We start from the raw sequence: 25,019 nt of genomic DNA on the forward strand, positions 1-25,019 counted from the left end.
ATGGCGATCGGTCCCAGATGCTTCCGGACCCGGGCCGGCTGGCCGAAGCGACGGGCCGCCGCTATCGCTTCAGCAGGAACACCGCCTGCTGGCCAAAGAAATTCCAGAACCACCATGGCATCGACAGGCCGATTTTCTGGCCATTGGCGTCGAGCGCGGTTGCCTTTTCCACTGTTGCGCCGAGCTCCTCGCAGAGATTGACGAAGTCGCGGATGGTGCAGAAGTGGATGTTGGGCGTGTCGTACCAGCAATAGGGCAGATCCTTGGTCACCGGCATCCGCCCTTCGAGGAACAGCGAAAGGCGCACCCGCCAGTGGCCGAAATTGGGGAAGGAGACGATGGCGTGCTTGCCGATCCTGAGCAATTCGTCGAGCACCAGCTTCGGGTTGCGGGTCGCCTGCAAGGTCTGCGACAGGACGACGAAATCGAAACCCTTGTCGGGATAGAATTTGAGGTCCTTGTCGGCGTCGCCCTGGATGACGGACAGGCCGCGCGCCACGCATTCGTTGACGCCGCGCTGCGACAGCTCCATCCCGCGGCCGTCGACCTGCTTGGTCGCCTGCAGCAATTCGAGCAGCAGACCATCACCGGAGCCGACGTCCAGCACCCGCGACTGCGGGGGGATGAGATCGGCGACAACTTCGAGGTCGACGCGCTGGGCGTGGTTGACACTCATGATCGTGGCTCTTGCTTGACGCATGATCCTGATCCGAAAGGTCTGCAACTTTTCGGGGTCATGCGCTGAGCCCCCTGGCACGTGCCGCCGAGGCGATGAAGCCGTTGATGGCGGCGAACAGCTCCGGTTCGTCGAGCAGGAAGGCGTCGTGGCCGCGATCGGTCTCTATCTCGACGAAGGACACTGAGGCGCCGGCGGCGTTCAGCGCATGAACGACCGAGCGGCTCTCCTCGGTCGGGAACAGCCAGTCGCTGGTGAAGGAGACCAGGCAGAAACGGGTCTTGGTGCCGGCAAAGGCGTCGGCGAGCCGGCCGCCATGGTCGGCGGCGAGGTCGAAATAGTCCATCGCCCGTGTCATATAGAGATAGGAGTTGGCGTCGAAGCGGTCGACGAAGGTCATGCCCTGATGGCGCAGATAGCTCTCGATCTGGAAGTCTGCGTCGAAACCGAAGGTCAGCGCTTCACGGTCCTGCAGGTTGCGGCCAAATTTTCGGTGCAGGGCCGCCTCCGACAGATAAGTGATGTGAGCGGCCATGCGTGCCACGGCCAGTCCCTTTTCCGGGCGCTTGCCCTGCTCGAAATATTTGCCGCCATGCCAGTCGGGATCGGCCATCACCGCTTGCCGGCCGACCTCATGGAAGGCGATGTTCTGCGAGGAATGGCGCGCGCCGGTGGCGATCGGCAGCGCCGAGAAAACGCGCTCCGGAAAGCTCGACGCCCATTGCAGCACCTGCATGCCGCCCATCGAGCCGCCCAGCACCGAGAACAGTTTTTCGATGCCGAAATGGTCGACCAGCATCAACTGCGCCCGCACCATGTCGCGGATGGTGATGATCGGCAGGTCGAGCCCATAGGGCTTGCCGGTGGCGGGATTGGTCGAAGCGGGTCCGGTGGAGCCGAGGCAGCCACCGATAACGTTTGAGCAGATGACGAAGAAGCGGCTGGTGTCGATGATCTTGCCGGGGCCGATCAGCACTTCCCACCAGCCCGGCTTGCCGGTCACCGGGTTGGTGCTGGCGACATGCTGGTCGCCGGTCAGCGCATGGCAGACGAGGATGGCGTTGGAGCGGGCGTCGTTGAGCGTGCCGTAGGTCTTGTAGGCGATCTGGAACGGCGACAGCAGTGTGCCGGCATCGAGCTTGAGCGGCTTGTCGGCGCCGAAACGCAACACCGGGCTCGATGGCTCGTCGGCCTCGTTGTTGGTTCTTTTCGTGCGCAGCGCGACCATCGCATCCTCTTACATCAACCCATCGCGAAATCGATTCCGATTTTCGGGTCGATGCGATCTCCGGCCAGCAACGGACAAAAAAACCGGCATTGCCTTCGCAAAGCCGGTTACAGGATGCAAACGGCCCTTTAGCGAGTTGTTTAACGTGGCTGCAAGCCGACCGGCCAAATCACCACGGGATTTCGCATTTCTTCTAGGACCGGCGCGCCTCGGCGTCAACGGCCAGCGCTCACCGATCATTGCCGCCTCTCGACATTCCGGGCCACGGCTTGTATTTCCGCTGCGGCTTCCCGGGTAGAAGCGTTCTCGGCGGATTTTTGCATTATGAACCAGGCATCGGATCAGGCACGTCCAACGCCCCGCGCGGGCATCTTGGACATCGAAGCCTATGTGCCGGGCAAGAGCACGGCGCCGGCCGGCGTTGCCAAGGTCCACAAATTGTCGTCGAACGAGAACCCGCTCGGCCCGTCGCCGAAGGCGATTGAAGCCGCGCGCGACGTCGCCGCCAAGCTCGACCTATATCCCGACGGCACCGCCAGGCGCCTGCGGGAGGCGATCGCCGAGGTGCATGGCCTCAACCCGGCGAACATCGTCTGTTCCAACGGTTCCGACGAAATACTCGGTCTGCTTGCGCAGACCTATCTCGCGCCCGGCGATGAAGCCGTCATCACCGAACACGGCTTCATGGTCTACAAGATCTACATCCAGTCGGCAGGCGCTGTGCCGGTGTCGGTCAAGGAAACCAATGAGCGCGCCGACGTCGATGCGATCCTCGCCGCCGTAACGCCGCGTACGCGGATCATCTTCCTTGCCAATCCCAACAACCCGACTGGCACCTATTTGCAGTTCCAGGAGGTGCGCCGCCTGCATGCCGGCCTGCCTCGAAACGTGCTTCTGGTACTGGATGCAGCCTATGCCGAATATGTCCGCCGCAACGATTATGAAGCCGGCGTCGAGCTGGTGGCTGGCGCGGAAAACGTGGCTATGACCCGCACCTTCTCCAAGCTCGGCCTTGGCGGTGCGCGGATCGGCTGGATGTACGCGCCGATGCATATCATCGACGCGATCAACCGCGTGCGAGGCCCCTTCAACGTCAACGCGACGGCGATCGAGGCCGGCATTGCCGCGATCCGCGACCGCGCCCATGTCGAGCGCAGCGTGGCTCATAACGAGACCTGGCTGCGATGGGTGAGCGAGGAACTGACCAAGCTCGGACTGCGGGTGACCCCGAGCGTCGGCAATTTCGCCCTCATCCACTTTCCCGAGGACAAAAAACATTCGGCGGCAGCTGCGGACGACTACCTCTGTGCGCGCGGCTATATATTGCGGCGCGTTTCCGGCTACGGCTTCCCCAATGCACTGCGCATGAGCATCGGCACAGAAGAGGCCAATCGTGGCGTTGTCGCCGCCCTCGCGACATTTCTGAAAAGCTAGAAGACCATGACATCAACGATGTTCGAAAAGATCGCGCTGGTCGGCATCGGCCTGATCGGCTCGTCGCTGGCCCGAGTAATCCATCGCGAAGGCCTTGCCGGTCACGTCGCTATCTCGACGCGCAGCGAAACGACGCTGGCGCGGGCGCGGGAACTCGGCCTCGGCTCTTCCTACGCGATGGACGCGAAAGAGGCGGTCGGCGATGCCGACCTGGTCATCGTTTCGGTGCCGGTCGGTTCTTCGGGCGAGGTCGCCGAGGAAATCGCACCGGCGCTGAAGCAGGGCGCCATCCTCACCGATGTCGGCTCGACCAAGGCCTCGGTCATTGCGCAGATGCAGCCGCATGTGCCTGCTGGCGTGCATTTCATTCCCGGCCACCCGCTGGCCGGCACTGAAAAATCGGGTCCGGACGCCGGCTTTGCCGAACTGTTCGAAAACCGCTGGTGCATCTTCACGCCGTTGCCCGGCACCGATCCGGCCGCCTTGGAAAAGCTCTCGGAATTCTGGCGCCGCTGCGGCTCCAACATCGACACGATGGATCCCCAGCATCACGACATGACGCTGGCGATCGTCTCGCACCTGCCGCACATCATCGCCTATAACATCGTCGGCACCGCCGACGATCTGGAGTCGGTGACCAAGTCCGAGGTCATCAAATATTCGGCCTCCGGCTTTCGCGACTTCACCCGTCTGGCCGCGTCCGACCCGACGATGTGGCGGGACGTCTGCCTGCACAACAAGGATGCCATCCTCGAAATGCTGGCGCGGTTCTCGGAAGATCTGGCCTCGCTGCAGCGGGCGATCCGCTGGAGCGACGGCGAAAAGCTTTTCGACCTGTTCACCCGCACCCGCGCCGTGCGCCGCTCGATCATCGAGGCGGGCCAGGACATCGACGTACCGGACTTTGGCCGGCAGGCTGTCGAGCACCCGGCCAAGGGATAGAGCATCGGACCGAAAAGTGGGTACCGGTTTTGGGAAAATCCGATGCTCAAACAAAAAGCTAGGTACGATTCGATTTGAAAGCCCGCCGCTGTTTCAGGCCGGCCAGTGAGCCGCCATCATCGCCAGTGTCTCGGCCCTGTCCGGCGCGCCCAGCCTGCCGCCGAAGCGCTGGCATTTGAGCGCGGCGGCGGCGCTGGCAAAGCGCAATGTCGGTTCGATCGGCATCGCCTCCGCCAGCCCGACGGCAAAGGCGCCGTGAAACACGTCGCCGGCGGCAAGCGTATCCACTGCCTTGATCCTTGGCGCTGCGACATGGCGTACAAATCCCACCGAGCGGTCGAACCACCAGCTTCCCGCCGCGCCGCCGGTCACCGCGACAAACGCATCGGTGCGTCTGCCCAGCGCTTCACAGGCCTTTTGCGGACCTCGTTCCCCGCCGCAGAGGATGAACGCCGCCGGCTCCGACGCGACGATATGCGAGGCCAGCGGAAATAGCCGTTCCAGCACGTCTCGTGGCGCGGTGTCGGCGTCCAGTATGGCCGGACGGCCGATTTCGCGCGCCGCCGCCAGGGCCAAAGCTGCTGCGCCCGGCCAGCGCACATCGGCCAGGACAGTGTCGAATGCGGCGAGATCTTGAATGGGGAGCGCCTCGGGGTCGGCCTGGGCGAGCTTGTCATAGAACGGAACAATAATGCGCTCGCCATGCGTGTCGACCAAGATGGCCGACAGTGCCGACCGTGCGCCGGTGACGCGCCGGACAAAGCTGCAATCGACGCCTTCGGCCTCGATGCCGGCGACCAGCTGATCGCCGACGAGGTCGTCTCCCGCGCTCGCCCACAGCGATACGTGAGCGCCGAGGCGGCGTGCGGCGCAGGCAGCGCTCGAAGCCATGCCCGAGGCGATCTGGACGCCGTCAGCCGCGATGAACTTGCCCTGACGTGCCGGAAGCGTGTCGACGCGAAGGATCGTATCGAGCGTCAGCGCGCCAACACTCAGGAGCTTCACCGGACGGTTCATCTATCTTCCTGTCTGACCATGGTCTCTCCGAACGGGAGGTTCGCAATCATGGCCTAATCGACCGGATTGATCCTGCCCAGCGGGATAAAACCGAGCGAGGCCTTGCCCTTGACGATCTTGAGCGGCATCGACGGTTCGTTGCCAAGCAGCGCCAGCCCGGCAAAGCCTGTTTTGATCTGGCTCTTCTGCTCGGGAATGGCCTTGCCGAGGATTGCCGCCACCGCCTTCGGATCGCTGAGCCTTATCATCAAATCGGCGTCGATCAGACCGTCGGCATCGACCGAAACCGGTCCGGAAACGGTGACGCGCGCGCTCCCCGACGACAGATCGAGCTTGCCGATATAGACCGCCTGGCCGCGCAGGCTCTCTATTTGTGTCTTGATCAGCGCCACGCCGTTCTTCAGCGTCACGTCGCCGCCGCCGTCGAGCGGCGGCAGCACGCGGCCCTCGATCGCCCCTGGATCGATTTCGAGACTGGTAAAACTCCCGGCATAGTCGATGTCCTGTCCGTCTGGACGCAATTCTCCGGCCGCTGTCCCAGCGCTGAACAGCTCGACCGGGTCTGTGCCATCGACCGGATCGGTCTGCGCTGACAGGCCCTCTGCCTCCAGTGAAACGCGCCGGGGCAGGGGCCAGGACAGTTTGACATTCGCCCGCAGATTGTCCCAGTCGATCCACAGCGGCGCCATCACCGGCAGCGAGGTCCTGAGCGGGCCCCGCAGGTCGGCGCCGGGCGACAGGATGTGGGTGATGTGCGTGACTGCGTTGAGGCTGCCGAGCGAGGCGGCGACGTTCCTGGCGTCGTCCTGGTAAGCCAGGCTGTCGCAGGAAACGGCAAAGCTTAAGGGATAGCCACTGACCGTGAGATTGGCGCAGTCCGCCTCGATGCCATCGCCGTTGAGCTCGGCCACCGCTATGTCAGCTTCGCTCTTGACCTTGTCTGCCAGGTAGAACCAGCCGGCACTGTAGAGGCCGAACAGCGCGACGATGAAAGCGGCAAGCCAGAATAGCCGGCGGAGGAAATTCGGCGGGCGCTCGTCACTTGACGTCATGCTACGGCTCTCGCTAGCGCGTATTGCAGAGGGGACTGTCGTTTCCGGCAAGATCGGGTAGACGGAGACGGATTCTAAAAAACACCGATTCCAGTGCGGTGCTGCAACCAGGCTTGGCGATATGGGCGATTTTTGGGTTTTTGGCTACGGCTCGTTGATCTGGCGGCCGGGATTTGCGCATGTCGAGACGCGACGCGCCCGCCTCCATGGCTACCGCCGCTCGCTGTGCGTCTACTCTTTCGTGCATCGCGGCACGCGCGCACGGCCCGGCCTGGTGCTCGGCCTCGACCGTGGCGGCTCCTGCATCGGGCTGGCCTTCCGCGTCCCCGGCGATCTGCGCAACGAGGTCATCACCTATCTGCGCGAGCGCGAGCTTGTCACCAATGTCTATCTCGAGCGCATGCTTAGCATTCGCCTCGACAAGGGGGACACGGGTGGTGCCGATAAGGATGGGGGCGAGACGGACGGAGGCGAGACGGTCGAGGCTGTCGCCTATGTCGTCGACCGTACCCACGAGCAATATGCCGGCGCGCTCGATGCGGCCGATGCGGCGAGCGTCGTTCGCGGCGCCGTCGGCCAGTCGGGAAGGAACGAGGACTACGTGTCCAGCACGCTGGAGCACCTCGAGGCGCTGGGGATCCGCGACCATTGGCTGGAAGAGGTAGCGAAACGGATCGGGTCGTGATCTTCTTTCGTTGTTTGACCATGATTCCGAAAACCGGTTCCCATTTCTTGCGTCGCTGACCTTCGGTTCGGGATCATGGTCCGGGTTACATCCTGAAAATCTGCTTTCCGAGATCGGCGCGATCCAGGCTGTTAGTCACAACGAGCTCGAACTCCGCCAGCGGACGGATGCCGCCAACAGGGACATGGAAATCGGGTTGGCCGAAGATGTCGACAATCTCGCGTAACACTGGCCGGTCGGCTTCGACAGGCGGCGAAAAGAAGTAGCGGTAGATATTTGCCCTGATCTCGAGGCCGCTCAGCAGCACGTCGAAATTGTGCAGCTCGAAACGCTCGGTGCTCATGCCGCCATTGATGATCATCTGTCCGCCCATTGCGAGGGTGCGGATCAACTCGCCACTGACGGGTCCGCCGACGTTATCGATGATCCCGTTCAGCCCGGCGCCGTCGGTCATGTCCATGACTGCTTCCCTGATGCCGACCTTCAAACCCGACAGATCGAGGATGGCGGTGGCGCCAAGCCGCTTTAGGTCCAGCCTGTCGCGAGATCGTCGCACGAGCGCGATCACGTTGATGCCGCGCCGCTGGGCGAACTGCATCACCATCGTCGAAACCGATGAATAGCCGGCCGTGACGGCCAGCCACTGTCCTGGCTTCACGCGCGAATCCGCCAGCAGGTCCCAGGCGGTGATGGGGTTCACCATCTGCCCGGCGCGTTCGACCGGATAGTTGGCGGGCAGCGGGATCAGCCATTCGGCTGGAACGGCCGCATATTCGGCCCAGCTGTTGTAATAGCTGAACGCGACAAGCGTGCCCGGTTTCAAAGCGACGTTCGCGCCCACGGCCTCGACAATGCCAGCGCCATGGTTTCCGGCGATCTGGCGGGGGAAATGCGGCTTCTTCGGTTCGGGATAGAGGTTCTGGATGAACAGAAAGTCGCCAGGGTTGATCGAGGCGGAGACCATCCTGACCAGCACCTCGCCGTCGCCGATTCGCGGCATGGGCAGGTCGTCGAGATAGAGCACGTCCTGCGGCGAGCCGATTGCGTCGAATACAACTGCTTTCATGGCGGTCTCCAATAAAGGGCGATCTGGCCATGCAATCTGGACGCGGCCAGGTCGCAGGCACCGGTGTCTGCATCGGCGTCGCGGAACCTAAGGCCGCTGGCAAAAATCGGAATTGGCAGATTTGACAATCTATGTGCTAAATTTGCCAAAGCTGTTCAAAGGAGCCATCTTGGGCAATCGTCCCGTCCACGCCGTGATCTGGCTGCCGTCGACCTTCTATTCGGCCGTTGCCGCGACACTTGTCGAAATGTTCGAGCTGGTGAACACGATTCGCGGCGCGCCGGTGATTTCCTTCGAATTCGTGGCGCGGCAGGCCGACGCCACGACGACGCCTGGAATTTCCTTCCACACCAGACGCGAACCCTCGCAGCGCATGGACCTGCTGATCCTGCTGGCCTTGCCCGGCATGCAAATCCCGGAGCTTGTTGCCGCGCTGGAGGAAGAGAGCCGCCACGCCGCGCCGCTTATCGCAGGTGCGCAACGCGAAGGCGCCATCATCGCCGCGCATTGCGGTGCCGGTTACTTCCTGGCAGACGCCGGCCTTCTCGACCGAAAGCGCGCCACCATCTCCTGGTGGCTGAAGATCGATGCCCAGCGCCGCTTTCCGAAGGTGCGTTGGGATGCTTCACGTGTGCTGATCGGGAACGGGCGGATCTACACTTGCGGCGGCGGTTTTTCAGGCCTGGAGCTCGGCAAGGCGCTTCTTCGGGATCTTGGCTTCGCCAGGGAGGAGCGCCTGGTTCGCAAATTGCTCGTGTTGCCACCGTCACGGCAGATGCAGACACCCTACGAGTTCCCGCTCACCGATCTGTTGCCTTCGCATGAGCCGTTCCGCGACCGGCTCGAAGCCTTGTCCAGAAAACAGCTCGGATCGCTCGACCTTGCCTTCCTCGGAGCACAACTCGGTCTATCACCGCGAACGCTGGCACGCCGGTTTTCCGATGAATTGCACACCACTCCCGGCCGATGGATCCAGGACCGGCGCCTTGAGGCCGCGAAGGCGCTTCTTGAAAGCACCAAACTCGGGGTTTCGGAAATATGTTACCAGGTCGGATACCGGGATACGGCCTCATTCAGCCGGCTTTTCAACCGCGTGGTCGGAGTGCCGCCTGGTGAATACCGGCGCCAGAGCCAGTAAACATCGGCTGCAGCTTCGAACGCGGCGGATCGCGCGCTTGTGAACCGCTGGTCCGTGGGAAAAGGGCGGCCAGGCCTTTGACCTCGGCGCGGTAAGACCTAGGTTAAGCGAGGGCTTTTCGCCCGCTTCTTTCCATTCCCCACGGAGATCAGCCTTGCAGAAACGTCGTCTCGGTCAAACCGACCTGTCCATCGCGCCACTGGTTCTAGGCGGCAACGTCTTCGGCTGGACCGCCGACGAGAAAACCTCTTTCGACCTGCTCGACCGGTTCGTCGGCGCCGGCCTCAACACAATCGACACCGCCGATGCCTATTCGCGCTGGGTTCCCGGCAACAACGGCGGCGAATCCGAAACGATCATCGGCAAATGGATGAAAAGCCGCGGCAATCGCGACAACGTCGTGGTGATCACTAAGGTCGGGTCGGACATGGGACAGGGCAGGAAAGACCTCTCCGCGGCGTATATCGAAAAGGCCATCGATGCGTCGCTGAAGCGGCTGCAGACCGATGTCGTCGACCTCTATCTGTCACACTGGCCGGACCCGGCCACCCCTTACGAGGAAACGCTTCGCGCCTACCAACAGCTGCTCGACAAGGGCAAGGTCCGCCACGTCGGCGCCTCCAATCTCGATGCCGGCCAGTTGCGCGCCGCGCTCGACGTGGCAAGCCTGCGGGGCCTGCCGCGCTATGCGGTGCTGCAGCCGGAGTACAATCTCTATGACCGCGCCTCCTTCGATGGGCCGCTGCGCGATCTGTGCATGGCCGAGGATATCGGCGTCATCACCTATTTCAGCCTCGCCAAGGGGTTTTTGAGCGGCAAGTACCGCAGCCAAGCCGATCTCGGCAAAAGTGCGCGTGGCGACGACGTGAAGAACTATCTCAACGCGCGCGGCATGCGCATCCTGGCAGCACTCGACGCTGTGTCGGCGCGTCACGCGGCCAAGCCGGCGCAGGTGGCGCTCGCCTGGGTGATTGCGCGGCCCGGCGTCACCGCGCCGATCGCCAGCGCCACGACGCTGGATCAGGTCGACAGCCTCGTCCACGCCGCATCATTGGAGCTCAGTCCGGACGATATCGCCGAGCTCGACAGCGCGAGCGCATAGACACCAGCGCGAAGCGGCGGCTTGATCAAACAGCAGCCAAGAACCGTGCGCGGCCTGCGCCGGAACGATCCCTGCACGATCGTTCAAGACGCCCTGGTGTGCCCTGCCATACCATTCCCGGCATCGCGCCTGGATACTGGTATACAGATGGCCGAACAGGTCTTTTCCCATCCGGAACTATGGCAGCAATTGCTCGCGCTTGTGCTGGCATCGGCGGTCGTGATGGGCAGTCCGGGGCCGGCGACGATAAGCGTCACCGCCGTTGGCGCCGCCTTCGGTCTGCGCGATTCGCTCCGCTACGCCTCGGGCATCATTCTTGGTACGGTCGCCGTGCTTTTGGTCGTCGCGACGGGCATTACGGCCATGCTCGCCTCGGTGCCGACGCTCACACCGCTACTGGCGCTGGCATCGGCAGCCTACATCCTCTACCTCGCCTTCAAGATAGCAACGGCGCCGCCTCTGGCGGCGCGTACCGGCGGGGCGGCACGTCCCAATTTCCTCGGCGGGTTTCTTCTGGCCGTTGCCAACCCGAAAGCCTATGTGGCGATTGCCGCCGTATTTGCCGGCACGTCGTCCGCCGGTGAGCTCGATGCAGGGCTCAAGCTGGCGGTCCTCGCTTCGATGATCGTCGCCATCCATGTCCTGTGGCTTCTCGCCGGGGCAGCGTTTGCGCGCTTTCTGCGCAAACCGCTGGCCTCGCGGATCATCAATCTGACCTTCGCGGCAACACTGGTTTTGACCACGGCGCTGGCTGTGATTCCCTAGGGGATACTGCCGACCAAGCAGATGGTTCAGGCCGGGGTATCGGAGCCCAGTTCCCTCAGCCGCTTTACCGCCGTCGGCGGCATTGGCGGCGGGTTTGGCGCCTGGGACGCCTCGATGAGCAGCTGGTCGCAGGCGGCTTCCGTCTCGCCGATCAGCCGTTCCATGAATTCCTCCTTGCCCAACCCCGCCGGGATCGGCGGCAGGAAGCGCGCCTTGATCGTGCCGGGATAGCGCAGGAATTTCCGCCGCGGCCAGTAGAGGCCGGCGACATGGGCGACCGGCACCACCGGAATGCCAAGCTGGGTATAGAGCTCGACGATGCCGTATTTATAGGCCGGCTCGTCGCCCGGCGCCCGGCGCGTGCCCTCGGGATAGATGATCAGCTGGCGGGGATTGCGCGCCAGCTCCTGCCTGGTCGCGGCGACCACCGCTTTCAGCGCCTTCGAGCGGCTGCCGCGGTCGACCGGGATCATCCGCATTTTCAGGATGTACCAGCCGAAGAACGGGATCCAGGTCAGTTCCCGCTTCAGGATGTAGATCGGATCCTGCAGGAACGGGAAGAAGGCGATTGCGTCCCAGAAGGACTGGTGCTTCGGCGCCAGGATGAAGGAACCCTCGGGCAGGTTTTCCTGGCCGGTGATCTCGCTTTTGGTGCCGGCGATCTTGTCATAGAGCCACATGCTGGTGTGCGACCAGAATTTCGGCACGAACCAGGCGCGGTGGCGCGGCGACAGGAAATAGTACGGGGTCCAGAGGATCATCTGGACGATCAGATTGACATAGAAGACGAAGTTGAACGCCAGCGAGCGGACATAAAGCATGCAGGAAGAGCCCGGTGAGGAGGTGTGCGTTGGTTACACCAAGCGCGGGCAAAAAGGAAACGGTCGATGGCCGGCGCTGACTTGGTGGACCGCTACCCGTTCGTCAGGCCTGCCACGTCGCTTGCACCAGCCGCTTCTTCAGGCGTGGGGCGGTGAAGTCGAGGAACGCACGCAGTTTCACCGGCAGCAGACCCTGGCTGGCATGCACGAGGCTGACCGGCCATGGCTGCGGCTCGAATGCCTCCAGCACGGTGCGGAGGGTGCCCGAGCGCACCGCAGCGGTGACCTGGTAGGAAAGCACCCTCGTCAACCCGATGCCGGCAATCGCGGCGTCGACCGCAGCTTCCGCGGTGTTGACCCGAAGCCGTGAGCGGATCGGAACGGTGAAGTAGGGCTTGCCCGTGGCAAAGGTCCATGCGGCGGGAGCGGTGAGCCCCTCGAAGGTGATGCAGCTGTGTGCCGCGAGATCCTTTGGGGCCTCCGGCGTGCCGTGCTGGGCCAGATAGGCCGGGCTCGCGCAAACAACGCGCCGAATCGAGCCGATGCGGGTGGCCATCAGGCTGGAGTCGGGAAGCTGGCCGATGCGGACGGCGAGATCGATGTGCTCCTCGGTCAACTGGGTTATCCGGTCCGCCAGCATCAGGCGGACAGCCACGTCGGGGTAGGCAGCGAGAAAGCCGGTGACGACCGGCAGCACATGCAGGCGGCCAAAGACGATCGGTGCGGTGATGATCAGTTCGCCTGTCGGGGCGCTGTATTCGCCGGCGGCGGTCCGCTCGGCCTCGCCGACCTCGTCGAGAATGCGATGGCAGGCAGCGAGGTAGGCGTGACCTGCGTCGGTCAGCGTCAGCTGCCGCGTCGAGCGGTTCAGAAGACGCGCCTTCAGATGCCGCTCGAGGTCGGAGACCTTGCGGCTGACCGTTGCAAGCGGGATGCCGAAACGGCGCCCGGCGGCCGAAAGGCTGCCGGCCTCCACCGCGGCGACGAAGAGCGACATGGCCCCGAGGCGATCCATATTTCTCCCGGAAAATGGAAGGATAGGTTGCATTTATGCCATATGCATCCGGAAGATGGAAGCATTATCTTTGCGGGCTGTGGTTGGCAGTGCTGCCTTCAAAGGAGGTTTTTCATGAATGCTCACGTCTTCACCAGCGATGTCGCCTTTACGCCAACCGTCAAGGCGATCCAGGCCCGCAAAGGCTCACGCGAGGCCTATGCCCGCGTCGAGGAGCGCGGCAGCTGGCAATCCGACATTACGCCCGATCTCGCCGCTTTCATCGAGGCACAGACCAGCATCTTCCTGTCGACGGCCAATGGTGAGGGCCAGCCCTACATCCAGCATCGCGGCGGGCCGGCCGGCTTCCTCAAGGTGCTCGACGAGCGGACGATCGGCTTCGCCGATTTCTCCGGCAACAGGCAATTCATCACCCAGGGCAATCTGGACGACAACCCGCGGGCTTTCCTGTTCCTGATCGATTATGCGCGTCGGCAGCGCATCAAGATCTGGGGCAGCGCGCGGGTCGTCGAGGAGGACGCCGAACTGATGGCGAAGCTGATGCCGGAAGGCTACAAGGCGCGCCCTGAGCAGATCATCCTGTTCACGGTTTCGGCCTGGGATTCCAATTGCCCGCAGCACATTCCACAGCGTTTCGAAGCCGCCGATGTGGCGGCGGCGCTGGCCGAGCGAGACAAGCGTATCGAACGTCTCGAACACGAGATCGCGCGCTTGCGCAGCGCCACGGTCTAATGCATGTCGCGCAAAAGCATGCCCTCGGGCCTGACCCAGGGCTTGACCCGAAGGTGTGCAGCGGTTTTGCGACAACGACAGTGATTAAAACAACAACCTAAAGCGCGTCGCATGAGGCCGGTCAAACGCGACGCGCGTTAGGAATAATACCGGTTCCAGAGCGGCTCAGTTCGGCGCAACAGCCTCGGCCAGCGCGATGCCCGTTGGCGTTGGCTTCACCGGCACGATGCCGCGCGCCAGCGCCAGCAGATATTTGTTGTATTCGGTGAACAGCACGCGCAAGGCTCTCGGCTTGATCAGCCAGCCGCCATTGCCAAGATTGCTGTTGACCACCGGATAGGGCTCGAGCTTGGCCTTGTGCAGCAGCCGGCCCATTTCCAGCAGGCTGCGCGGCATGTGATAGTTGTTGGTGACCAGGATCACGGTGCCATAGGCGTGATCTTCCACCCACTTGGCACTTTCCTCGGCATTGCCGATCGTGTCGAGCGCGGTGCGGTCGATGTCGACGCAGCAGGAAAACAATTTCTTGTCACCGCGGGTCGCGACCTGAAGCTGACGGCGGCTGGCGGAAGGATGCACGCCGCTGATCAGCAGCCGCTCGCCCTTGCCGGACGCAAGCAGACCCATGGCGGCGTCGAGACGCGAATGGCCGCCGGTCAGCACGATGATGGCATCGGCCCTTGCCGGATTGGCGGGCGTCGCGAGACGGCTGACGGTGTTGGCGAACCAGCCAAAGCCGCCGGCAAACAACGTTGCCAGCACGAGCAGAAAGAAAGCGGAGATGCGTAGCGCGCTCGCCAATCGGCCGGGCTTGACGCGCTCGCTTGAACGCGTAATCACCAAGGGCAACTGTCCAGCCATTCCGGTCGAGTCGCGCGCGTCCATCGTCCTTATCGTTAACTCCGAAATGCGGCGTTTAGTAGGTCGGAAAGCACAAATTTCGTTACGCTAATTCTCTATCCGTGATCACCCCGCGTCCGGCTGGCGGACATCGATGTCGCTGAGATAGGTGACGACGGTGACATGGGAGGTTGCCGCCGTCAGCGCACCGATGACCAGCACCATGAGGACGACGCCGAGATAGCCCGCCGAACCGATGGCGAAATTGCCGAACAGGGCGGTCGCCTGATCGGCCTGCGGCGTCGCCATGTTTCGCGACGACCACCACGAGAAGACGATGAAGACGAGCACCGCCGCCGCACCCCCGGCGGCGGCGCCCTTCATGCCGGTGACAAGAAAGTGGTGGCGGAATTCGCGCGCGATAAAGCGCGCTTCGGCGCCGACGAAATGCAGCACCTCGATGATGTGGCCGTTACCGGCCATGGCGCCGCGCGTCGCGAATACCACGGTCAGCACGGTTGCCGCCAGCATCAGCGCCAGCACGGCGATGCCGATGGTCACCGTGGTGCGGGCCATGGCGACCAGCCGGTCGACCCAGGTGCGATGGTCGTCAAGCGAGGCACTGGGCAGTTTCGGCGTGATCGCGGCGCGCATTGCGGCGAAATCGGGCGGGTTGGTCTCGTCTATGGTGACGATGATCAGACGCGGCACCGGCAGCTCGTCGATGTTGAGACCCGAACCCAGCCAGGGTTCCAAAAGCCGCGCCGTGGCATCGCGGTCGACAATCCTGGCGCTCTTCACGCCAGGAAATTCGCCGGCGATCTGCGAGGCCTGAGCAAGTGCTGCCTCGATGTCGAGGCCGTCCATCGGCTTGATCTGGATCGTCGCCTCGCGTGCGATCTGGTTCTCCCAGACCGAGGCGGTGTCACGCACCAGCGTCACCGCGCCGAAGGTCAGGCAGGAGAGAAACGTCATGATGGCGATGACCAGGACCAGCGCCCGGCCGGCAATGTTCTGCGCCGGCACGATCGGCGCCATCTTGCGCTGAACGCGCTGCGTCGTCCCAGCCCTCCCGGCGTGCTGGTCTTCGACGTGGTTAGGGGAAAGATCAGTCATAGATATCAAGCCTTCCGCCGGCCAGGATCATGCGCCGCGCGTCGACCTGTTCCATCAGGCCGAGATCGTGCGTTGCGATCACCACGGCGGTGCCCAGCCGGTTGAGCTCGATGAACAGCCGCAACAGGCGTCGCGCCAGAGGCGGATCGACATTGCCGGTCGGCTCATCGGCAAGCAGGATTTCGGGCTGCTCGATCAGCGCCCTGGCGATTGCGGCGCGCTGCTTCTCGCCACCCGACAGCACCGGCGGCAGCACATGCATGCGCTCGCCAAGGCCGACCCATTTCAAGAGCTCGGTCACGTCGGTGCGGTAGCTGGCCTCCTCGCGCCCGCGCACGCGCAGCGGCAAGGCCACATTCTCATAGGTCGTCATGTGGTCGAGCAGGCGAAAGTCCTGGAACACCACGCCGATGCGCCGCCGCAGAAGCGGCAGCTCGGCGCGCGAGATGCGCGAGCGGTCCTTGCCGAAGATGGTGATCAGCCCGCGCGTCGGCTTGAGCGACATGAACAACAGCCGCAGCAGCGTCGTCTTGCCGGCGCCCGAAGGGCCGCTCAGGAACTGGAAGGAGCGCTCCGGTATGTGCAAGGAAATGTCGCGGAGGATTTCCGGACCCATGCCATAGCGGAGGCCGACATTTTCGAAGCGGATCACGTTCGACGACCTGAAACTTGCGGCGGCGACGAGCCAGCCTTCTCTGAGAAAAGACCATCGGCCGCCATGGTTAACCGACGGTTAATTTTGGGGTTTTTCGGGCGCGTCACAAGGGTTTCCGTTGGGAAACGTTAACCATTTCCGTTTACGCAAAAGAAACGAAGAGCGAACAAGTGCGAATGCTGGGGCCGCGATGGCTAACGATCGAACCGCGCGCCCGGTTTCCGGCGAAATCATGACCGATACGGCCGCCGCGCCGGAACGCATCATCCGTGATCCAGCTGGTGACGTCGTCGACGCCGACTACGAGGTGCTGCCGCGCCTCACCGCCAGCATTGACCCTTCACCGCCGCTTTCGCGGGTGATCGCCACGCCATCGGTCGAAGGCATGGATATGCTGCGCAAGCCGGTAGCGGCGATGGAACGGCTCCGGGCGTCGCGCGGCGGGCCGATCTTCTGGATCGCCGGCCTCGGCGTGGCGTTTGCAGCCTTCTGGATCTCGGGCGGGCACGCGCTGTTGCGCCAGGCGCCACTTCTTCTGGCGGCACAGGAGAGGGGCGTTGCACTCACCATTTCAGGGGTTATGTCGCGTATCGATGCGTCCGGGCCGCAACCGGTCTTGTTCGTCGGTGGCGAGGCCGCGAATGACGGCGCCAGCCCGTCGCCATTGCCGCCGCTGGAAATCCGGGTCACCGGCAATGATGGGCGCACAACCCGCTATACGCTGGGGACCTCCGACCGGTCGCTGGCGCCCGGCGAAAGATTTGCCTTTTCCAGCCGGCTCGACGTGCCTAGAAACGGAGTCAAGACCGTCTCGGTCACCTTCGCCAATTAGCGGCGATCATTTCGGGAAAGGCAGCCAATGCCAATCGTGCGTGGCAAGGATATCGAGGTTCTGTTTTCGGCGTCGGCGATTGCCCGCCGCAATCTGGAGCTCGCCAAGGAGATCGCCGGGCACGATTATCAGGACCTTCTGGTGATTTCGGTGCTAAAGGGGTCGTTCATCTTCGCCGCCGATCTCATCCGCGCCATGCACGATGTCGGCCTGTCGCCGGAGGTCGAGTTCATCTTCATCTCCAGCTACGGCGCCGGCACCACCAGCGGCGAGGTGAGGGTGCTGCGCGACATTGACAATGAGGTCGCCGGCCGCGACGTGCTGTTGATCGACGACATCCTCGAATCCGGCAAGACGCTGTCCTTCACCCGCGAACTGATGCTGTCGCGCGGCGCCAAAAGCTGTTCCATCGCTGTGCTGCTCGACAAGCGCATGCGCCGCCAGACCGCGCTCAACGCCGATTATGTCGGCTTCGACTGCCCCGACTATTTCGTCGTCGGCTACGGCATGGATGTCGCCCACGCCTTTCGTGAACTGCCGTTTGTCGGCGTCGTCAAGGGCGACGCCTAGGGTGTGCTGATATTCAGGTGAGGCCGGCCTGCAAACAGCGGCTTCCTGCGCTTCGGTGCTAACGTACCCAAAAGTACGCTCCGCTCCGGGTTCTCGGAAGCCGCTGTTTTCGACTCGGCCTGACCTGAATCTCAACACCCCCCGGTGCTCAATCCGGAAGGTGCGATGGGCTTGTAATCGCTGTGTATAACGCTTCGATGCGGCGTGCTCCGGATTTTCTCCCTGATCGGTTGCGGTTCAGGAAAAGTCAACTTTTCCCGGCGAAACTTTCCGCTATGGCAAAGCTCCTGATCGTTGAGGACGATGAATCCGTCCGCACCCTCGCCGCTCGCGCGCTCGAACGCGCTGGGCATATGATCGACATCGCCGCCGACGGCGCGCAAGGGCTTGCCCTGATCCGCGCAGCACGTGGCGGCTACGACCTTGTCGTCTCCGATATCCGGATGCCGGGAATGGACGGCATCCAAATGGCCAAGGCGGCTGCATCGCTTTTCCCGGCGATGAAGATCTTGCTGATGACCGGCTATGCCGACCAGCGCGAGCGCGCCGAGGAATTGAACGGCGTCATTGTGGACGTCGTGCAGAAGCCGTTCACGCTGGCCGAAATCCGCGCGCGCGTCGAACAGGCGCTCGCCTGTTTCGCTTAAACCCTTAGGCCTGACCGCGGTCAGGCCGGATCGCAGGTCGCAGTGATTGCCGGCGCGCTGCTCCGGCGCCGGCTTGCGTTGAGCGCGAACAGACCGGCGCCAATGATGAGGGCGGCGCCGATGACGGTGGTCGATCGCGGCACTTCGGCAAAGAACAGGAAGCCCCACAGCGGCGACCAGATGATTCCGGTGTATTCGAAGGTGGCGACGCCGTTGGCGGGCGCCAGCCGGTAGGCCTGCGACAACAGGATCATCCCGGCCGAAGCGACGACGCCGCAGGCGGCCATCGTCAGGAAGTCGATGGGTGTCGGCCAGATCCATGGCCTGACCAGGAAGTCGAGGCTCGGATGCGTGGCATGAGCTATTCCTGCCAGCCAGAACAGACCGGCGACCGCTGCAGCGCCCAGGAGATAGACGCCGTTTTGATAGAACGCCATGACCGTAGATGATTCGGTGTCGCCGATCTTGCGGGCCATCAACTGCGAAAAGCCGTACAGCACCGCCGAGGCCAGCGACAGCAGCGCCGCCCAGTCGAACAGCCCGGCACCGGGCCGCAGCATCACCAGCACGCCCAACATTCCGACCATGACGGTGACCAGCGTCTGCCAGGCCACCCGTTCGCCGAGATAAGGGCCGGCAAGCGCCATGATGAACAGCGGTGCCATGAAATAGAGCGCCACCGCGTCGGCAAGCGGCAGGGCGGCGATCGCCAGGTAGTAGACCGTGTAGGAGGTGAACAGGATCAAGGCGCGCATCGTCAGCATGCGAAACCGCTTCGAAAAGATCGCCTTAAGGCCGACATCGACATGAACCAGCACGAGAAGAATGGGCAGGGCGACGATCGAGCGGATCGTCATCACCTCGGTCACCGGATAGGTGCCCGATACTGCCTTGATCAGCGGATCCTGGAGCGAGAACACCAGAACGCCGAGGCAAAGGCTTGCCATGCCAAGGAAGATCCGGTTCTGCATGTCGTTCGACGGCTCCTTGCGTGCGCGGCCCGAGAGCCGGGCCTGCGTAATTTTGCTTTATGCATATCGCCCAAAACCGATGCGCAACCCTCGGGTCAGGCCAGGGTCATGCCCGAGGGCATGCTTTTGAGCGATATGCATCAAAAAGAACCCGCCACCGTTTCGGGCAGCGGGTACGAGTGAGGACTTTGATTGGTCCGCAGCCGATTTCGCAGCCGCATATCCAATGGGTGAAGCGACTATTATCCGCCGTTTGACATGTTGCAAACGAATTGGAATGATGCCAGCAATCAGATTTTCTTATGGCGGACAAATGAAGCCCACGCTCGACAGCGATCTGCTGCGCACCTTCGTCGCGATCGCCGACGCCGGCAATTTCACCAAGGCTGCGGCGCAGGCCGGCCGTACCCAGTCGGCGGTTTCGATGCAGATGAAGAAGCTCGAAGATATGGTCGGCGACAGCCTGTTCGAGCGCGGCTCGCGTGGTGTGGCGCTGACGCGCCGCGGCGGCGAACTCATCGTCAACGCCCGCCGGATCGTGTCGCTGCTCGACGAGACGGCGGCATCGATGGTCGCGGCGCCGCTTGGCGGACCGGTGCGCATCGGCATTCCGGAGGAATATGGCCACGCGATCCTGTCGCGCGCGCTCGGCGCCTTTGCCAAGCGCCATCCCCAGGTCGATATCACCGTCCGCTACGCGCATTCCGGTGCGCAGATCGCGGCGCTCGCCGCCGGCGAGCTCGATCTGGCGGTGGTGTTCGAATGGCAGGACCTCTCCGGCGGTGAGGTGCTGATGCATGACCCGACTGTGTGGGTGACGTCGGAACTGCATCATATGCATGAGGAGCGGCCGGTGCCTATTGCGCTCTACAACCGTGCCGGCTGGTGTAAGGATTTCGCGATAAAGTCGCTGGAACAACGTGGTCTCGCCTATCGTGTCGCCTATACCAGCGATACCAATGGCGGCCTGCGGCTTGCCGTCACCTCCGGACTGGCGATTGCGCCGATCTCGCGCAGCAACATCCCGGCCGGCTGCCGCGAACTTACCGCCGCCGACGGGTTCGGCGACATCGATTCCTCCAACGTGGTGCTGTGGCGCAATCCGAACGCGTCCGGCGAGGCCATCGACGGCATGCAAGAGGCGATCCGCGAGGCGTTTACCAATCGCTAAAGCCCTGGCAGCCGCTATGCGATGTCTTCGTAGAAGGTAAGCCGATTACCGAACGGATCGCCGACGGTGACCTCCCTTGTCTGCCAAGGTGTCTCTTCCAGTCCCGGTCTGGCAAAACGGTACTTCTTCGCTATCAGTTCGCGGTGCAGCGCCGCGATGTCGCCCGCTTCGACGCGGATGTAAGCGCCTGGCGCGCCGTCGCCGTGATGTTCGCTCAGATGCAGCACGCAGCCATCGCGCGAAATTCCCATATAAAGGGGAGCGTTGTCGTCGAAGCGGTGCTCGAACTGCACTTCGAAGCCGAGGAAGCCAACATAGAATTCATGCGCCTTGGCGATGTCGAAGATGCGCAGGATCGGGGTGACGGGCCCGAGTTTCACCATGGCGGTCTCAATGGTTCGATGCCTGAGGCGATAGGAGAGCTTTACTTCAGCTCCAGCAGTCGCTCCAGATAGCTGCGCTCGATGTCGGGGCTGAGCGCATTGCCGAGCCGCTTGCGGATCGCTTCGAGGATCTGGCGGGCGCGCTGCACGTCGATCTCGTCCGGCACCTTCACCGACTCGCCGAAATCGGGACCATCGGTGGCGCGCGGCCGGCCGAGCGGATCGCGGTCGGCATTCTGCTGGCGGCCGCCGCGCTGGCCCTCGCCCTCGTCGCCCTGCATGGCCTGCAATTGCTTCATCATGTCCTTGGCGCCCTTGCGCAACGCTTCCAGCGCGCGGCCCTGGTGACCGACGGCCTGGTCGCCATCGCTGTCGCCAAGTGCCTGTTCGGCATTGCCCATGGATTTGCCGGCCTCGCCAAATCCCTCATTGGGCTCGAGCCCCATACCTTCGAGACCTTTTCTCAGCTGGTCGAGCTCGCTTTGCAGTTTGCCCTGGCCTTCCTGCAACTGCTTCAGCGCGTCGGCGAATTCCTCCGGCGTCATCGGCTTCGGCCGGCCGAGCGGATCGCGGTCTTCGCCTGGGCCGGGCTGCTCGCCCTGTTCGCCCATTTGGCCCTGCTCGCCGTTCTCGCCGAGCTGCTCGTCTCGGTTCTGCCCGCGCTGTTGCTGGCCGCGCTGCATCTGGTCCATGCGGAAGGTCTCGTTCATCATCTCCTGCTGGCGCCGCATGATCTCGCCGAGCTTGTCCATCTGCTGGCGCATTTCGCTGTTCTGCTGGCCGCCCTGCTGCTGACGCCCGGCCTGCAGGTTGTTCATCATGTCCTGCAGCTGCGAAAGCAATTGCTGCGCGCTGTCGCGATCGCCGGACTTCGCCAGATTCTCGATCTGGTCCATCATCCTTTCGATGTCACTCTGGCGCAGTTCCTGGCCGTTCTGCTGCATCTGCGGCGCGTTCGGATTCTGCTGCGCACGTTGGGCGAATTCCTGCAGGAACTGGTTCATCGCCTCGCGCAGTTCCTTCATCGCCTTGTCGATTTCCTCGTCGCTGGCGCCGTTCTTGATCGCGTCCTGCAACGCCTGCTGCGCCTGGCGCAGCCGCCTCTCGGCGTCCGAAAGGTTGCCTTCCTCGATGCCGAGCGCGATCTCCCAGAGATAGGCGACCTCGTCGCGCAATTTGTCGTCGCTGTCGGCCATCTTCAACCGGGTGCGGGCGCTCATGATGGCGAGGTAGTGCGCCATATTGTCGAACGTGTCTTCGGGCCTGAGCGTGATCGCGTCCATCAGGTCGAGCACGCGGGTCTTGGCGTTGGCGTCAAGCGCCAGCACGCGCCGCTGCTCGATCACGGCCCTGGCCAGCGGGTTGGAGAAAGGTCGCTCCGGCATCACCAGGGTCTTGGTTTCGCTGGTTGCCGTATGTCCGGCATCGTCGGTGGCGACAAGCCTCAGCTTGATGTCGCCGCCGGCCCAGACGTGCTCGGTCAGGTCCTTCGTGGTCTTGGCGGCATTGCCCTTGGCGCCCCGGCGCGGCAGGGACAGCGGCATTTCGGGCGGGCCATAGAGCGGATGCGCATTCGGCGCCGGTGGGTCGGCCAATACGAAATCCGCCTTGGCGGAGGCCGCGCCATAGTCGTCGTCGATCTGGTAGTTGAGCTCGAAAGAGCCGTTGACGGCGCGTTTCGGCTCGCCGACGAAGCGGATCTGTGGCGGCTTGTCCGGGATCACCGCGAAGGCCCAGCTGCCGAGTTCGTCGCCGCCCGAGTTGAGCGTCAGCGTGCCGTTGGCCGTCAGCTTTCCGGTGAATTGGCGCACCGTGGAGGGGGTTGCCGCCGCCGGCTTGGCCGCAGCCGACTTGGCCGCGTCGGGCTGCTGCCCGCCCGGCTCGATGGTGCGGGCGTTGCCGTCAGCGTCGGCATAGCTCAGCGTTTCCTCGCCCGAACCGCCGGTGACGCGCAGCGACACATCGCTGCCTGCCGGAACGGTGAAGGTGGAAGGTGCTTGATTGCCATTGCTGGCGAGGGCCGGGTTGGCGGAGGCTGGGGAAGTGAGGAAGACCGGTGCCCTGCCGGTGTAGGCCGGCGGCGTCACCCAGGCGTCGATGCGCGGGGGCACCGCGTCGCGCGCCGCGTGGGCACTGAACCCGTCCGCTATGCGGCCGCCCGACGGCCCGAACGAGAAGGCGAAAGCGGTGACCAACACAAGCGCCGCCACGGCGCGCAGCCCCCATGGGTCGCGCTCCGGCACCCGGGTGCGCGGCAGGTCGCCACCGAGGTTGCCGAGTTTTTCGGCCATGCGTTTCTGGTGCTCGCGCCATAGCGCTTGCGAAAAAATGCTTTCTCTGCCGCTCGGCCGGTCGGTCTGCACCAGCACCGGACTGTGCAGCAACAGGTTGGCCGCCTCGATGCGCCGATCGATCTCAGCACTGGACGGCACCCGGAAGAAACGCAAGGGATAGAACGCGGCAAGGGCTGCGATGCCGAACGCTGCCATGAGGCCGACGCGCGCCATATCGGGCAGCAGGAGGAAGACGCCGAGCCACGAGACGCTGAGGAACAGGCTGGCGACGATGACGAGCGGAAGCAGCAACGGCCAGCCACGCTCGACCGTCATCGAGACCCGCGTCGCCAGCCGGCTCAGGGCAAGGCGCCCGGCCAGGCTGCGATCGCTGGTGAAGGTGGGTCGTTGCGCCATCGGCCCTTCCTGTTCGGGCGGGATAACCCGAACCTCACAAATCTATCGCACCGGCCCGAGAATCGGATGCGAAGGACTCAAAGTCTTAGATGCACGTCGCTCCAAACATACCAAGAAACACGGCGAAGGCGAGGCAGTTCCCTAAAACGTGAACAAGCGTGTCCCCGCTATCGTCAGGATCTAGCCGGATTGGCGTTTGCGCCGCAGACCAGCACGGCGACACGCTCGCCTGCAGCCGGCGCGTAGCGGCCGGACAAGAGCGCCGCGAAGGCGGCGGCGCCACCCGGCTCGGAGATGATTCGCACCCGGTCCCAAAGCGCCGCCTGCGCGGCGATGATCTCGTCGTCGCTGACCAGTATGGAACGCTCGACGAAGGCCTCGGCAATCGGAAACATCATTTCGCCGACGCGCTTCGGCGCCAGCGAATCGGCGGCGATGCCCTCTGTCGGCGCATCGACGGGCCGGCCGGCCTCGAAGGCGCGATGAAGCGTCGGCGCGCCCTCGGGCTCGACGGCAATGATCCTGATGCGGCCGGCAAACCAGGCGGCGATGCCGCCGATCAGGCCGCCGCCGCCGACGGCGACCAGCAGCGTGTCGAGCTCAGGCAGGTCGGCCTCGATCTCGAGGCCGAGCGTGCCTTGCCCGACCAGCGTTTCCTCCTGGTTGAAAGCGTGGATCTGCAGCGCGCCGGACCTTTCGGCAAAGTCTTCGCTGGCGGCCAGCGCCTCGGCATAGCGCGCGCCGCCAACGACCAGCTCGGCGCCGTAGCCGCGGATGCGTTCCAGCTTGGCCGGCGGGCTCACTTCGGGAACGAAGATGGTCGCCTTGTGGCCAAGTCGCATGGCGGCGTAGGCGACCGCAGCACCATGATTGCCGCCCGATGCCGCGACGACGCCGGCCGCGGGAACCCGCCGCTCGAGAAGATTGGTGAACGCGCCGCGCGCCTTGAACGAGCCGGAATGCTGCAGGCATTCGAGCTTCAGGTCGACGCCAAGAGGCGGACGGCCGAAATCGACCATATCGACGCCCAGCACCGGCGTGTGGCGCACGAACGGCCGGATGCGCGGTTCCACTGCGGCGATGCGTTCGCGGGTGATGCTAGTGCCGTTCAGCATGGTCTGCTCCCAAGGGTTGACATCATTTAGTAACTTAGCAAAATGGCTAAATGCAAGAGGTTGATGTCTTCAAGGCGATCGCCAACGAGCGCAGGCTGCAAATCCTCGATTGGCTGAAGGACCCGCGCGCGCATTTCCCACGCCAGGCGGATGGCGATCTGGTCGAGGACGGGGTCTGCGCGCTGCTGATTGCGGAAAAGCTGGGGATCACCCAGGCGACGCTCAGCGAGCACATGCGGGTGCTGACCCAGGCCGGCCTTTTGCGCAGCAAACGCATCAAGCAGTGGACATTTTATCGCCGCGACGAGGGCAGGATCGCCGAGACCAGGGCGCTGATTCAGCACCGGCTGTAGCTT

The 25,019-nt window shown here is 63.6% G+C and carries 26 protein-coding genes and 1 riboswitch; of the genes, 12 read left to right on the plus strand and 14 right to left on the minus strand.

Annotated elements, in window-relative coordinates:
- Window positions 1-61: 61 nt before the first annotated feature.
- Both metW and metX read right to left on the minus strand, forming a co-directional pair.
- Complete coding sequence (gene metW / locus NMG80_RS12080) at window positions 62-676, minus strand: methionine biosynthesis protein MetW (protein WP_254018382.1); 615 nt, start codon at window positions 674-676, stop codon at window positions 62-64.
- Window positions 677-734: 58 nt separating this feature from the next.
- Window positions 735-1,904: a homoserine O-acetyltransferase MetX gene (gene metX, locus NMG80_RS12085; protein WP_254018289.1), complete on the minus strand. Its 1,170-nt coding sequence runs from the start codon at window positions 1,902-1,904 to the stop codon at window positions 735-737.
- A 108-nt stretch (window positions 1,905-2,012) separates the two neighbouring features.
- Window positions 2,013-2,090: riboswitch (SAM riboswitch) on the minus strand.
- A 138-nt stretch (window positions 2,091-2,228) separates the two neighbouring features.
- Between metX and hisC the strand changes: the two genes are divergently transcribed.
- Window positions 2,229-3,338 carry a histidinol-phosphate transaminase gene (gene hisC, locus NMG80_RS12090; RefSeq protein WP_254018290.1) on the plus strand — a complete coding sequence of 370 codons (1,110 nt, stop codon included), beginning with the start codon at window positions 2,229-2,231 and terminating at the stop codon, window positions 3,336-3,338.
- A gap of 6 nt (window positions 3,339-3,344) precedes the next feature.
- Complete coding sequence (locus tag NMG80_RS12095; protein ID WP_254018291.1) at window positions 3,345-4,280, plus strand: prephenate/arogenate dehydrogenase family protein; 936 nt, start codon at window positions 3,345-3,347, stop codon at window positions 4,278-4,280.
- Between the two features lie 93 nt (window positions 4,281-4,373).
- Here the strand turns inward: NMG80_RS12095 and NMG80_RS12100 are convergent, their stop codons facing one another.
- Window positions 4,374-5,297: a sugar kinase gene (locus NMG80_RS12100; RefSeq protein ID WP_254018292.1), complete on the minus strand. Its 924-nt coding sequence runs from the start codon at window positions 5,295-5,297 to the stop codon at window positions 4,374-4,376.
- A 53-nt stretch (window positions 5,298-5,350) separates the two neighbouring features.
- Window positions 5,351-6,349: a DUF2125 domain-containing protein gene (locus NMG80_RS12105; protein ID WP_254018293.1), complete on the minus strand. Its 999-nt coding sequence runs from the start codon at window positions 6,347-6,349 to the stop codon at window positions 5,351-5,353.
- Window positions 6,350-6,470: 121 nt separating this feature from the next.
- Here NMG80_RS12105 and NMG80_RS12110 point away from each other — a divergent pair, with 121 nt between their 5' ends.
- On the plus strand, window positions 6,471-7,034 hold the full coding sequence (locus NMG80_RS12110; RefSeq protein ID WP_254018294.1) for a gamma-glutamylcyclotransferase: 564 nt from the start codon (window positions 6,471-6,473) through the stop codon (window positions 7,032-7,034).
- 85 nt (window positions 7,035-7,119) lie between these two features.
- Here the strand turns inward: NMG80_RS12110 and NMG80_RS12115 are convergent, their stop codons facing one another.
- Entirely contained in the window at window positions 7,120-8,100 is a 981-nt protein-coding gene (locus NMG80_RS12115; RefSeq protein WP_254018295.1) for a quinone oxidoreductase family protein, read from the minus strand.
- A gap of 169 nt (window positions 8,101-8,269) precedes the next feature.
- Between NMG80_RS12115 and NMG80_RS12120 the strand changes: the two genes are divergently transcribed.
- From NMG80_RS12120 to NMG80_RS12130, 3 genes are all read left to right on the plus strand, one after another.
- Complete coding sequence (locus NMG80_RS12120) at window positions 8,270-9,238, plus strand: GlxA family transcriptional regulator (RefSeq protein ID WP_254018296.1); 969 nt, start codon at window positions 8,270-8,272, stop codon at window positions 9,236-9,238.
- A 154-nt stretch (window positions 9,239-9,392) separates the two neighbouring features.
- Window positions 9,393-10,340: an aldo/keto reductase gene (locus NMG80_RS12125; RefSeq protein ID WP_254018297.1), complete on the plus strand. Its 948-nt coding sequence runs from the start codon at window positions 9,393-9,395 to the stop codon at window positions 10,338-10,340.
- 147 nt (window positions 10,341-10,487) lie between these two features.
- Window positions 10,488-11,105 (plus strand): LysE family translocator, encoded by a 618-nt coding sequence (locus NMG80_RS12130; RefSeq protein ID WP_254018298.1) that lies wholly within the window; start codon window positions 10,488-10,490, stop codon window positions 11,103-11,105.
- 26 nt (window positions 11,106-11,131) lie between these two features.
- On the opposite strand, the gene NMG80_RS12135 is transcribed toward NMG80_RS12130, so the two are convergent.
- Window positions 11,132-11,926: a lysophospholipid acyltransferase family protein gene (locus tag NMG80_RS12135; protein WP_254018299.1), complete on the minus strand. Its 795-nt coding sequence runs from the start codon at window positions 11,924-11,926 to the stop codon at window positions 11,132-11,134.
- A 103-nt stretch (window positions 11,927-12,029) separates the two neighbouring features.
- Window positions 12,030-12,941 carry a LysR family transcriptional regulator gene (locus NMG80_RS12140; protein WP_254018300.1) on the minus strand — a complete coding sequence of 304 codons (912 nt, stop codon included), beginning with the start codon at window positions 12,939-12,941 and terminating at the stop codon, window positions 12,030-12,032.
- 114 nt (window positions 12,942-13,055) lie between these two features.
- Between NMG80_RS12140 and NMG80_RS12145 the strand changes: the two genes are divergently transcribed.
- A complete protein-coding gene (locus NMG80_RS12145) occupies window positions 13,056-13,673 on the plus strand; it encodes a pyridoxamine 5'-phosphate oxidase family protein (RefSeq protein ID WP_254018301.1) in 618 nt (205 codons plus the stop codon).
- Between the two features lie 165 nt (window positions 13,674-13,838).
- Here the strand turns inward: NMG80_RS12145 and NMG80_RS12150 are convergent, their stop codons facing one another.
- The 3 genes from NMG80_RS12150 to ftsE form a co-directional block, all read right to left on the minus strand.
- Complete coding sequence (locus NMG80_RS12150) at window positions 13,839-14,558, minus strand: YdcF family protein (RefSeq protein WP_254018302.1); 720 nt, start codon at window positions 14,556-14,558, stop codon at window positions 13,839-13,841.
- A gap of 81 nt (window positions 14,559-14,639) precedes the next feature.
- Window positions 14,640-15,638 (minus strand): cell division protein FtsX, encoded by a 999-nt coding sequence (locus NMG80_RS12155; protein WP_436798599.1) that lies wholly within the window; start codon window positions 15,636-15,638, stop codon window positions 14,640-14,642.
- Window positions 15,622-16,281: a cell division ATP-binding protein FtsE gene (gene ftsE, locus NMG80_RS12160; protein ID WP_254018304.1), complete on the minus strand. Its 660-nt coding sequence runs from the start codon at window positions 16,279-16,281 to the stop codon at window positions 15,622-15,624. The genes NMG80_RS12155 and ftsE overlap by 17 nt, the downstream gene beginning before the upstream one ends.
- Window positions 16,282-16,516: 235 nt before the next feature.
- Here ftsE and NMG80_RS12165 point away from each other — a divergent pair, with 235 nt between their 5' ends.
- The 3 genes from NMG80_RS12165 to NMG80_RS12175 all read left to right on the plus strand — a co-directional run bounded on the left by NMG80_RS12165 (window position 16,517) and on the right by NMG80_RS12175 (window position 18,333).
- Window positions 16,517-17,116 carry a hypothetical protein gene (locus NMG80_RS12165; protein WP_254018305.1) on the plus strand — a complete coding sequence of 200 codons (600 nt, stop codon included), beginning with the start codon at window positions 16,517-16,519 and terminating at the stop codon, window positions 17,114-17,116.
- A 27-nt stretch (window positions 17,117-17,143) separates the two neighbouring features.
- Window positions 17,144-17,686: a hypoxanthine phosphoribosyltransferase gene (hpt, locus tag NMG80_RS12170; protein WP_254018306.1), complete on the plus strand. Its 543-nt coding sequence runs from the start codon at window positions 17,144-17,146 to the stop codon at window positions 17,684-17,686.
- A gap of 275 nt (window positions 17,687-17,961) precedes the next feature.
- A complete protein-coding gene (locus NMG80_RS12175) occupies window positions 17,962-18,333 on the plus strand; it encodes a response regulator (protein WP_236385137.1) in 372 nt (123 codons plus the stop codon).
- Between the two features lie 20 nt (window positions 18,334-18,353).
- Here the strand turns inward: NMG80_RS12175 and NMG80_RS12180 are convergent, their stop codons facing one another.
- The gene (locus NMG80_RS12180; RefSeq protein ID WP_254018307.1) at window positions 18,354-19,304 is read right to left on the minus strand and encodes a DMT family transporter; all 951 of its coding nucleotides are present in this window, start codon (window positions 19,302-19,304) and stop codon (window positions 18,354-18,356) included.
- A 313-nt stretch (window positions 19,305-19,617) separates the two neighbouring features.
- Between NMG80_RS12180 and NMG80_RS12185 the strand changes: the two genes are divergently transcribed.
- Entirely contained in the window at window positions 19,618-20,475 is an 858-nt protein-coding gene (locus NMG80_RS12185) for a LysR family transcriptional regulator (protein WP_254018308.1), read from the plus strand.
- 14 nt (window positions 20,476-20,489) lie between these two features.
- Here the strand turns inward: NMG80_RS12185 and NMG80_RS12190 are convergent, their stop codons facing one another.
- The 3 genes from NMG80_RS12190 to NMG80_RS12200 form a co-directional block, all read right to left on the minus strand.
- Window positions 20,490-20,858, minus strand: a complete 369-nt coding sequence (locus tag NMG80_RS12190) for a glyoxalase superfamily protein (RefSeq protein WP_254018309.1) — start codon at window positions 20,856-20,858, stop codon at window positions 20,490-20,492.
- Window positions 20,859-20,899: 41 nt separating this feature from the next.
- Window positions 20,900-23,548: a TIGR02302 family protein gene (locus NMG80_RS12195; protein WP_254018310.1), complete on the minus strand. Its 2,649-nt coding sequence runs from the start codon at window positions 23,546-23,548 to the stop codon at window positions 20,900-20,902.
- Window positions 23,549-23,721: 173 nt separating this feature from the next.
- On the minus strand, window positions 23,722-24,663 hold the full coding sequence (locus NMG80_RS12200) for a threonine/serine dehydratase (protein ID WP_254018311.1): 942 nt from the start codon (window positions 24,661-24,663) through the stop codon (window positions 23,722-23,724).
- Window positions 24,664-24,713: 50 nt separating this feature from the next.
- Here NMG80_RS12200 and NMG80_RS12205 point away from each other — a divergent pair, with 50 nt between their 5' ends.
- Window positions 24,714-25,016, plus strand: a complete 303-nt coding sequence (locus NMG80_RS12205; protein ID WP_254018312.1) for an ArsR/SmtB family transcription factor — start codon at window positions 24,714-24,716, stop codon at window positions 25,014-25,016.
- Window positions 25,017-25,019: the final 3 nt, after the last annotated feature.

This window comes from Mesorhizobium escarrei (assembly GCF_935825525.1).
Taxonomy (GTDB): domain Bacteria; phylum Pseudomonadota; class Alphaproteobacteria; order Rhizobiales; family Rhizobiaceae; genus Mesorhizobium; species Mesorhizobium escarrei.

What these genes read in the sequence shown, in the direction of transcription:
- metX (WP_254018289.1), bottom strand. Translation starts at nt 1,904, where the DNA reads ATGGTCGCGCTGCGCACGAAAAGAACCAACAACGAGGCCGACGAGCCA.
- NMG80_RS12110 (WP_254018294.1), top strand. Translation starts at nt 6,471, where the DNA reads ATGGGCGATTTTTGGGTTTTTGGCTACGGCTCGTTGATCTGGCGGCCG.
- NMG80_RS12165 (WP_254018305.1), top strand. Translation starts at nt 16,517, where the DNA reads ATGACCGATACGGCCGCCGCGCCGGAACGCATCATCCGTGATCCAGCT.
- NMG80_RS12135 (WP_254018299.1), bottom strand. Translation starts at nt 11,926, where the DNA reads ATGCTTTATGTCCGCTCGCTGGCGTTCAACTTCGTCTTCTATGTCAAT.
- NMG80_RS12100 (WP_254018292.1), bottom strand. Translation starts at nt 5,297, where the DNA reads ATGAACCGTCCGGTGAAGCTCCTGAGTGTTGGCGCGCTGACGCTCGAT.
- NMG80_RS12095 (WP_254018291.1), top strand. Translation starts at nt 3,345, where the DNA reads ATGACATCAACGATGTTCGAAAAGATCGCGCTGGTCGGCATCGGCCTG.
- NMG80_RS12180 (WP_254018307.1), bottom strand. Translation starts at nt 19,304, where the DNA reads ATGCAGAACCGGATCTTCCTTGGCATGGCAAGCCTTTGCCTCGGCGTT.
- NMG80_RS12140 (WP_254018300.1), bottom strand. Translation starts at nt 12,941, where the DNA reads ATGGATCGCCTCGGGGCCATGTCGCTCTTCGTCGCCGCGGTGGAGGCC.
- NMG80_RS12145 (WP_254018301.1), top strand. Translation starts at nt 13,056, where the DNA reads ATGAATGCTCACGTCTTCACCAGCGATGTCGCCTTTACGCCAACCGTC.
- metW (WP_254018382.1), bottom strand. Translation starts at nt 676, where the DNA reads ATGAGTGTCAACCACGCCCAGCGCGTCGACCTCGAAGTTGTCGCCGAT.
- NMG80_RS12185 (WP_254018308.1), top strand. Translation starts at nt 19,618, where the DNA reads ATGAAGCCCACGCTCGACAGCGATCTGCTGCGCACCTTCGTCGCGATC.
- NMG80_RS12200 (WP_254018311.1), bottom strand. Translation starts at nt 24,663, where the DNA reads ATGCTGAACGGCACTAGCATCACCCGCGAACGCATCGCCGCAGTGGAA.
- hpt (WP_254018306.1), top strand. Translation starts at nt 17,144, where the DNA reads ATGCCAATCGTGCGTGGCAAGGATATCGAGGTTCTGTTTTCGGCGTCG.
- NMG80_RS12195 (WP_254018310.1), bottom strand. Translation starts at nt 23,548, where the DNA reads ATGGCGCAACGACCCACCTTCACCAGCGATCGCAGCCTGGCCGGGCGC.
- NMG80_RS12130 (WP_254018298.1), top strand. Translation starts at nt 10,488, where the DNA reads ATGGCCGAACAGGTCTTTTCCCATCCGGAACTATGGCAGCAATTGCTC.
- NMG80_RS12175 (WP_236385137.1), top strand. Translation starts at nt 17,962, where the DNA reads ATGGCAAAGCTCCTGATCGTTGAGGACGATGAATCCGTCCGCACCCTC.
- NMG80_RS12190 (WP_254018309.1), bottom strand. Translation starts at nt 20,858, where the DNA reads ATGGTGAAACTCGGGCCCGTCACCCCGATCCTGCGCATCTTCGACATC.
- NMG80_RS12205 (WP_254018312.1), top strand. Translation starts at nt 24,714, where the DNA reads ATGCAAGAGGTTGATGTCTTCAAGGCGATCGCCAACGAGCGCAGGCTG.
- NMG80_RS12115 (WP_254018295.1), bottom strand. Translation starts at nt 8,100, where the DNA reads ATGAAAGCAGTTGTATTCGACGCAATCGGCTCGCCGCAGGACGTGCTC.
- NMG80_RS12150 (WP_254018302.1), bottom strand. Translation starts at nt 14,558, where the DNA reads ATGGACGCGCGCGACTCGACCGGAATGGCTGGACAGTTGCCCTTGGTG.
- hisC (WP_254018290.1), top strand. Translation starts at nt 2,229, where the DNA reads ATGAACCAGGCATCGGATCAGGCACGTCCAACGCCCCGCGCGGGCATC.
- NMG80_RS12105 (WP_254018293.1), bottom strand. Translation starts at nt 6,349, where the DNA reads ATGACGTCAAGTGACGAGCGCCCGCCGAATTTCCTCCGCCGGCTATTC.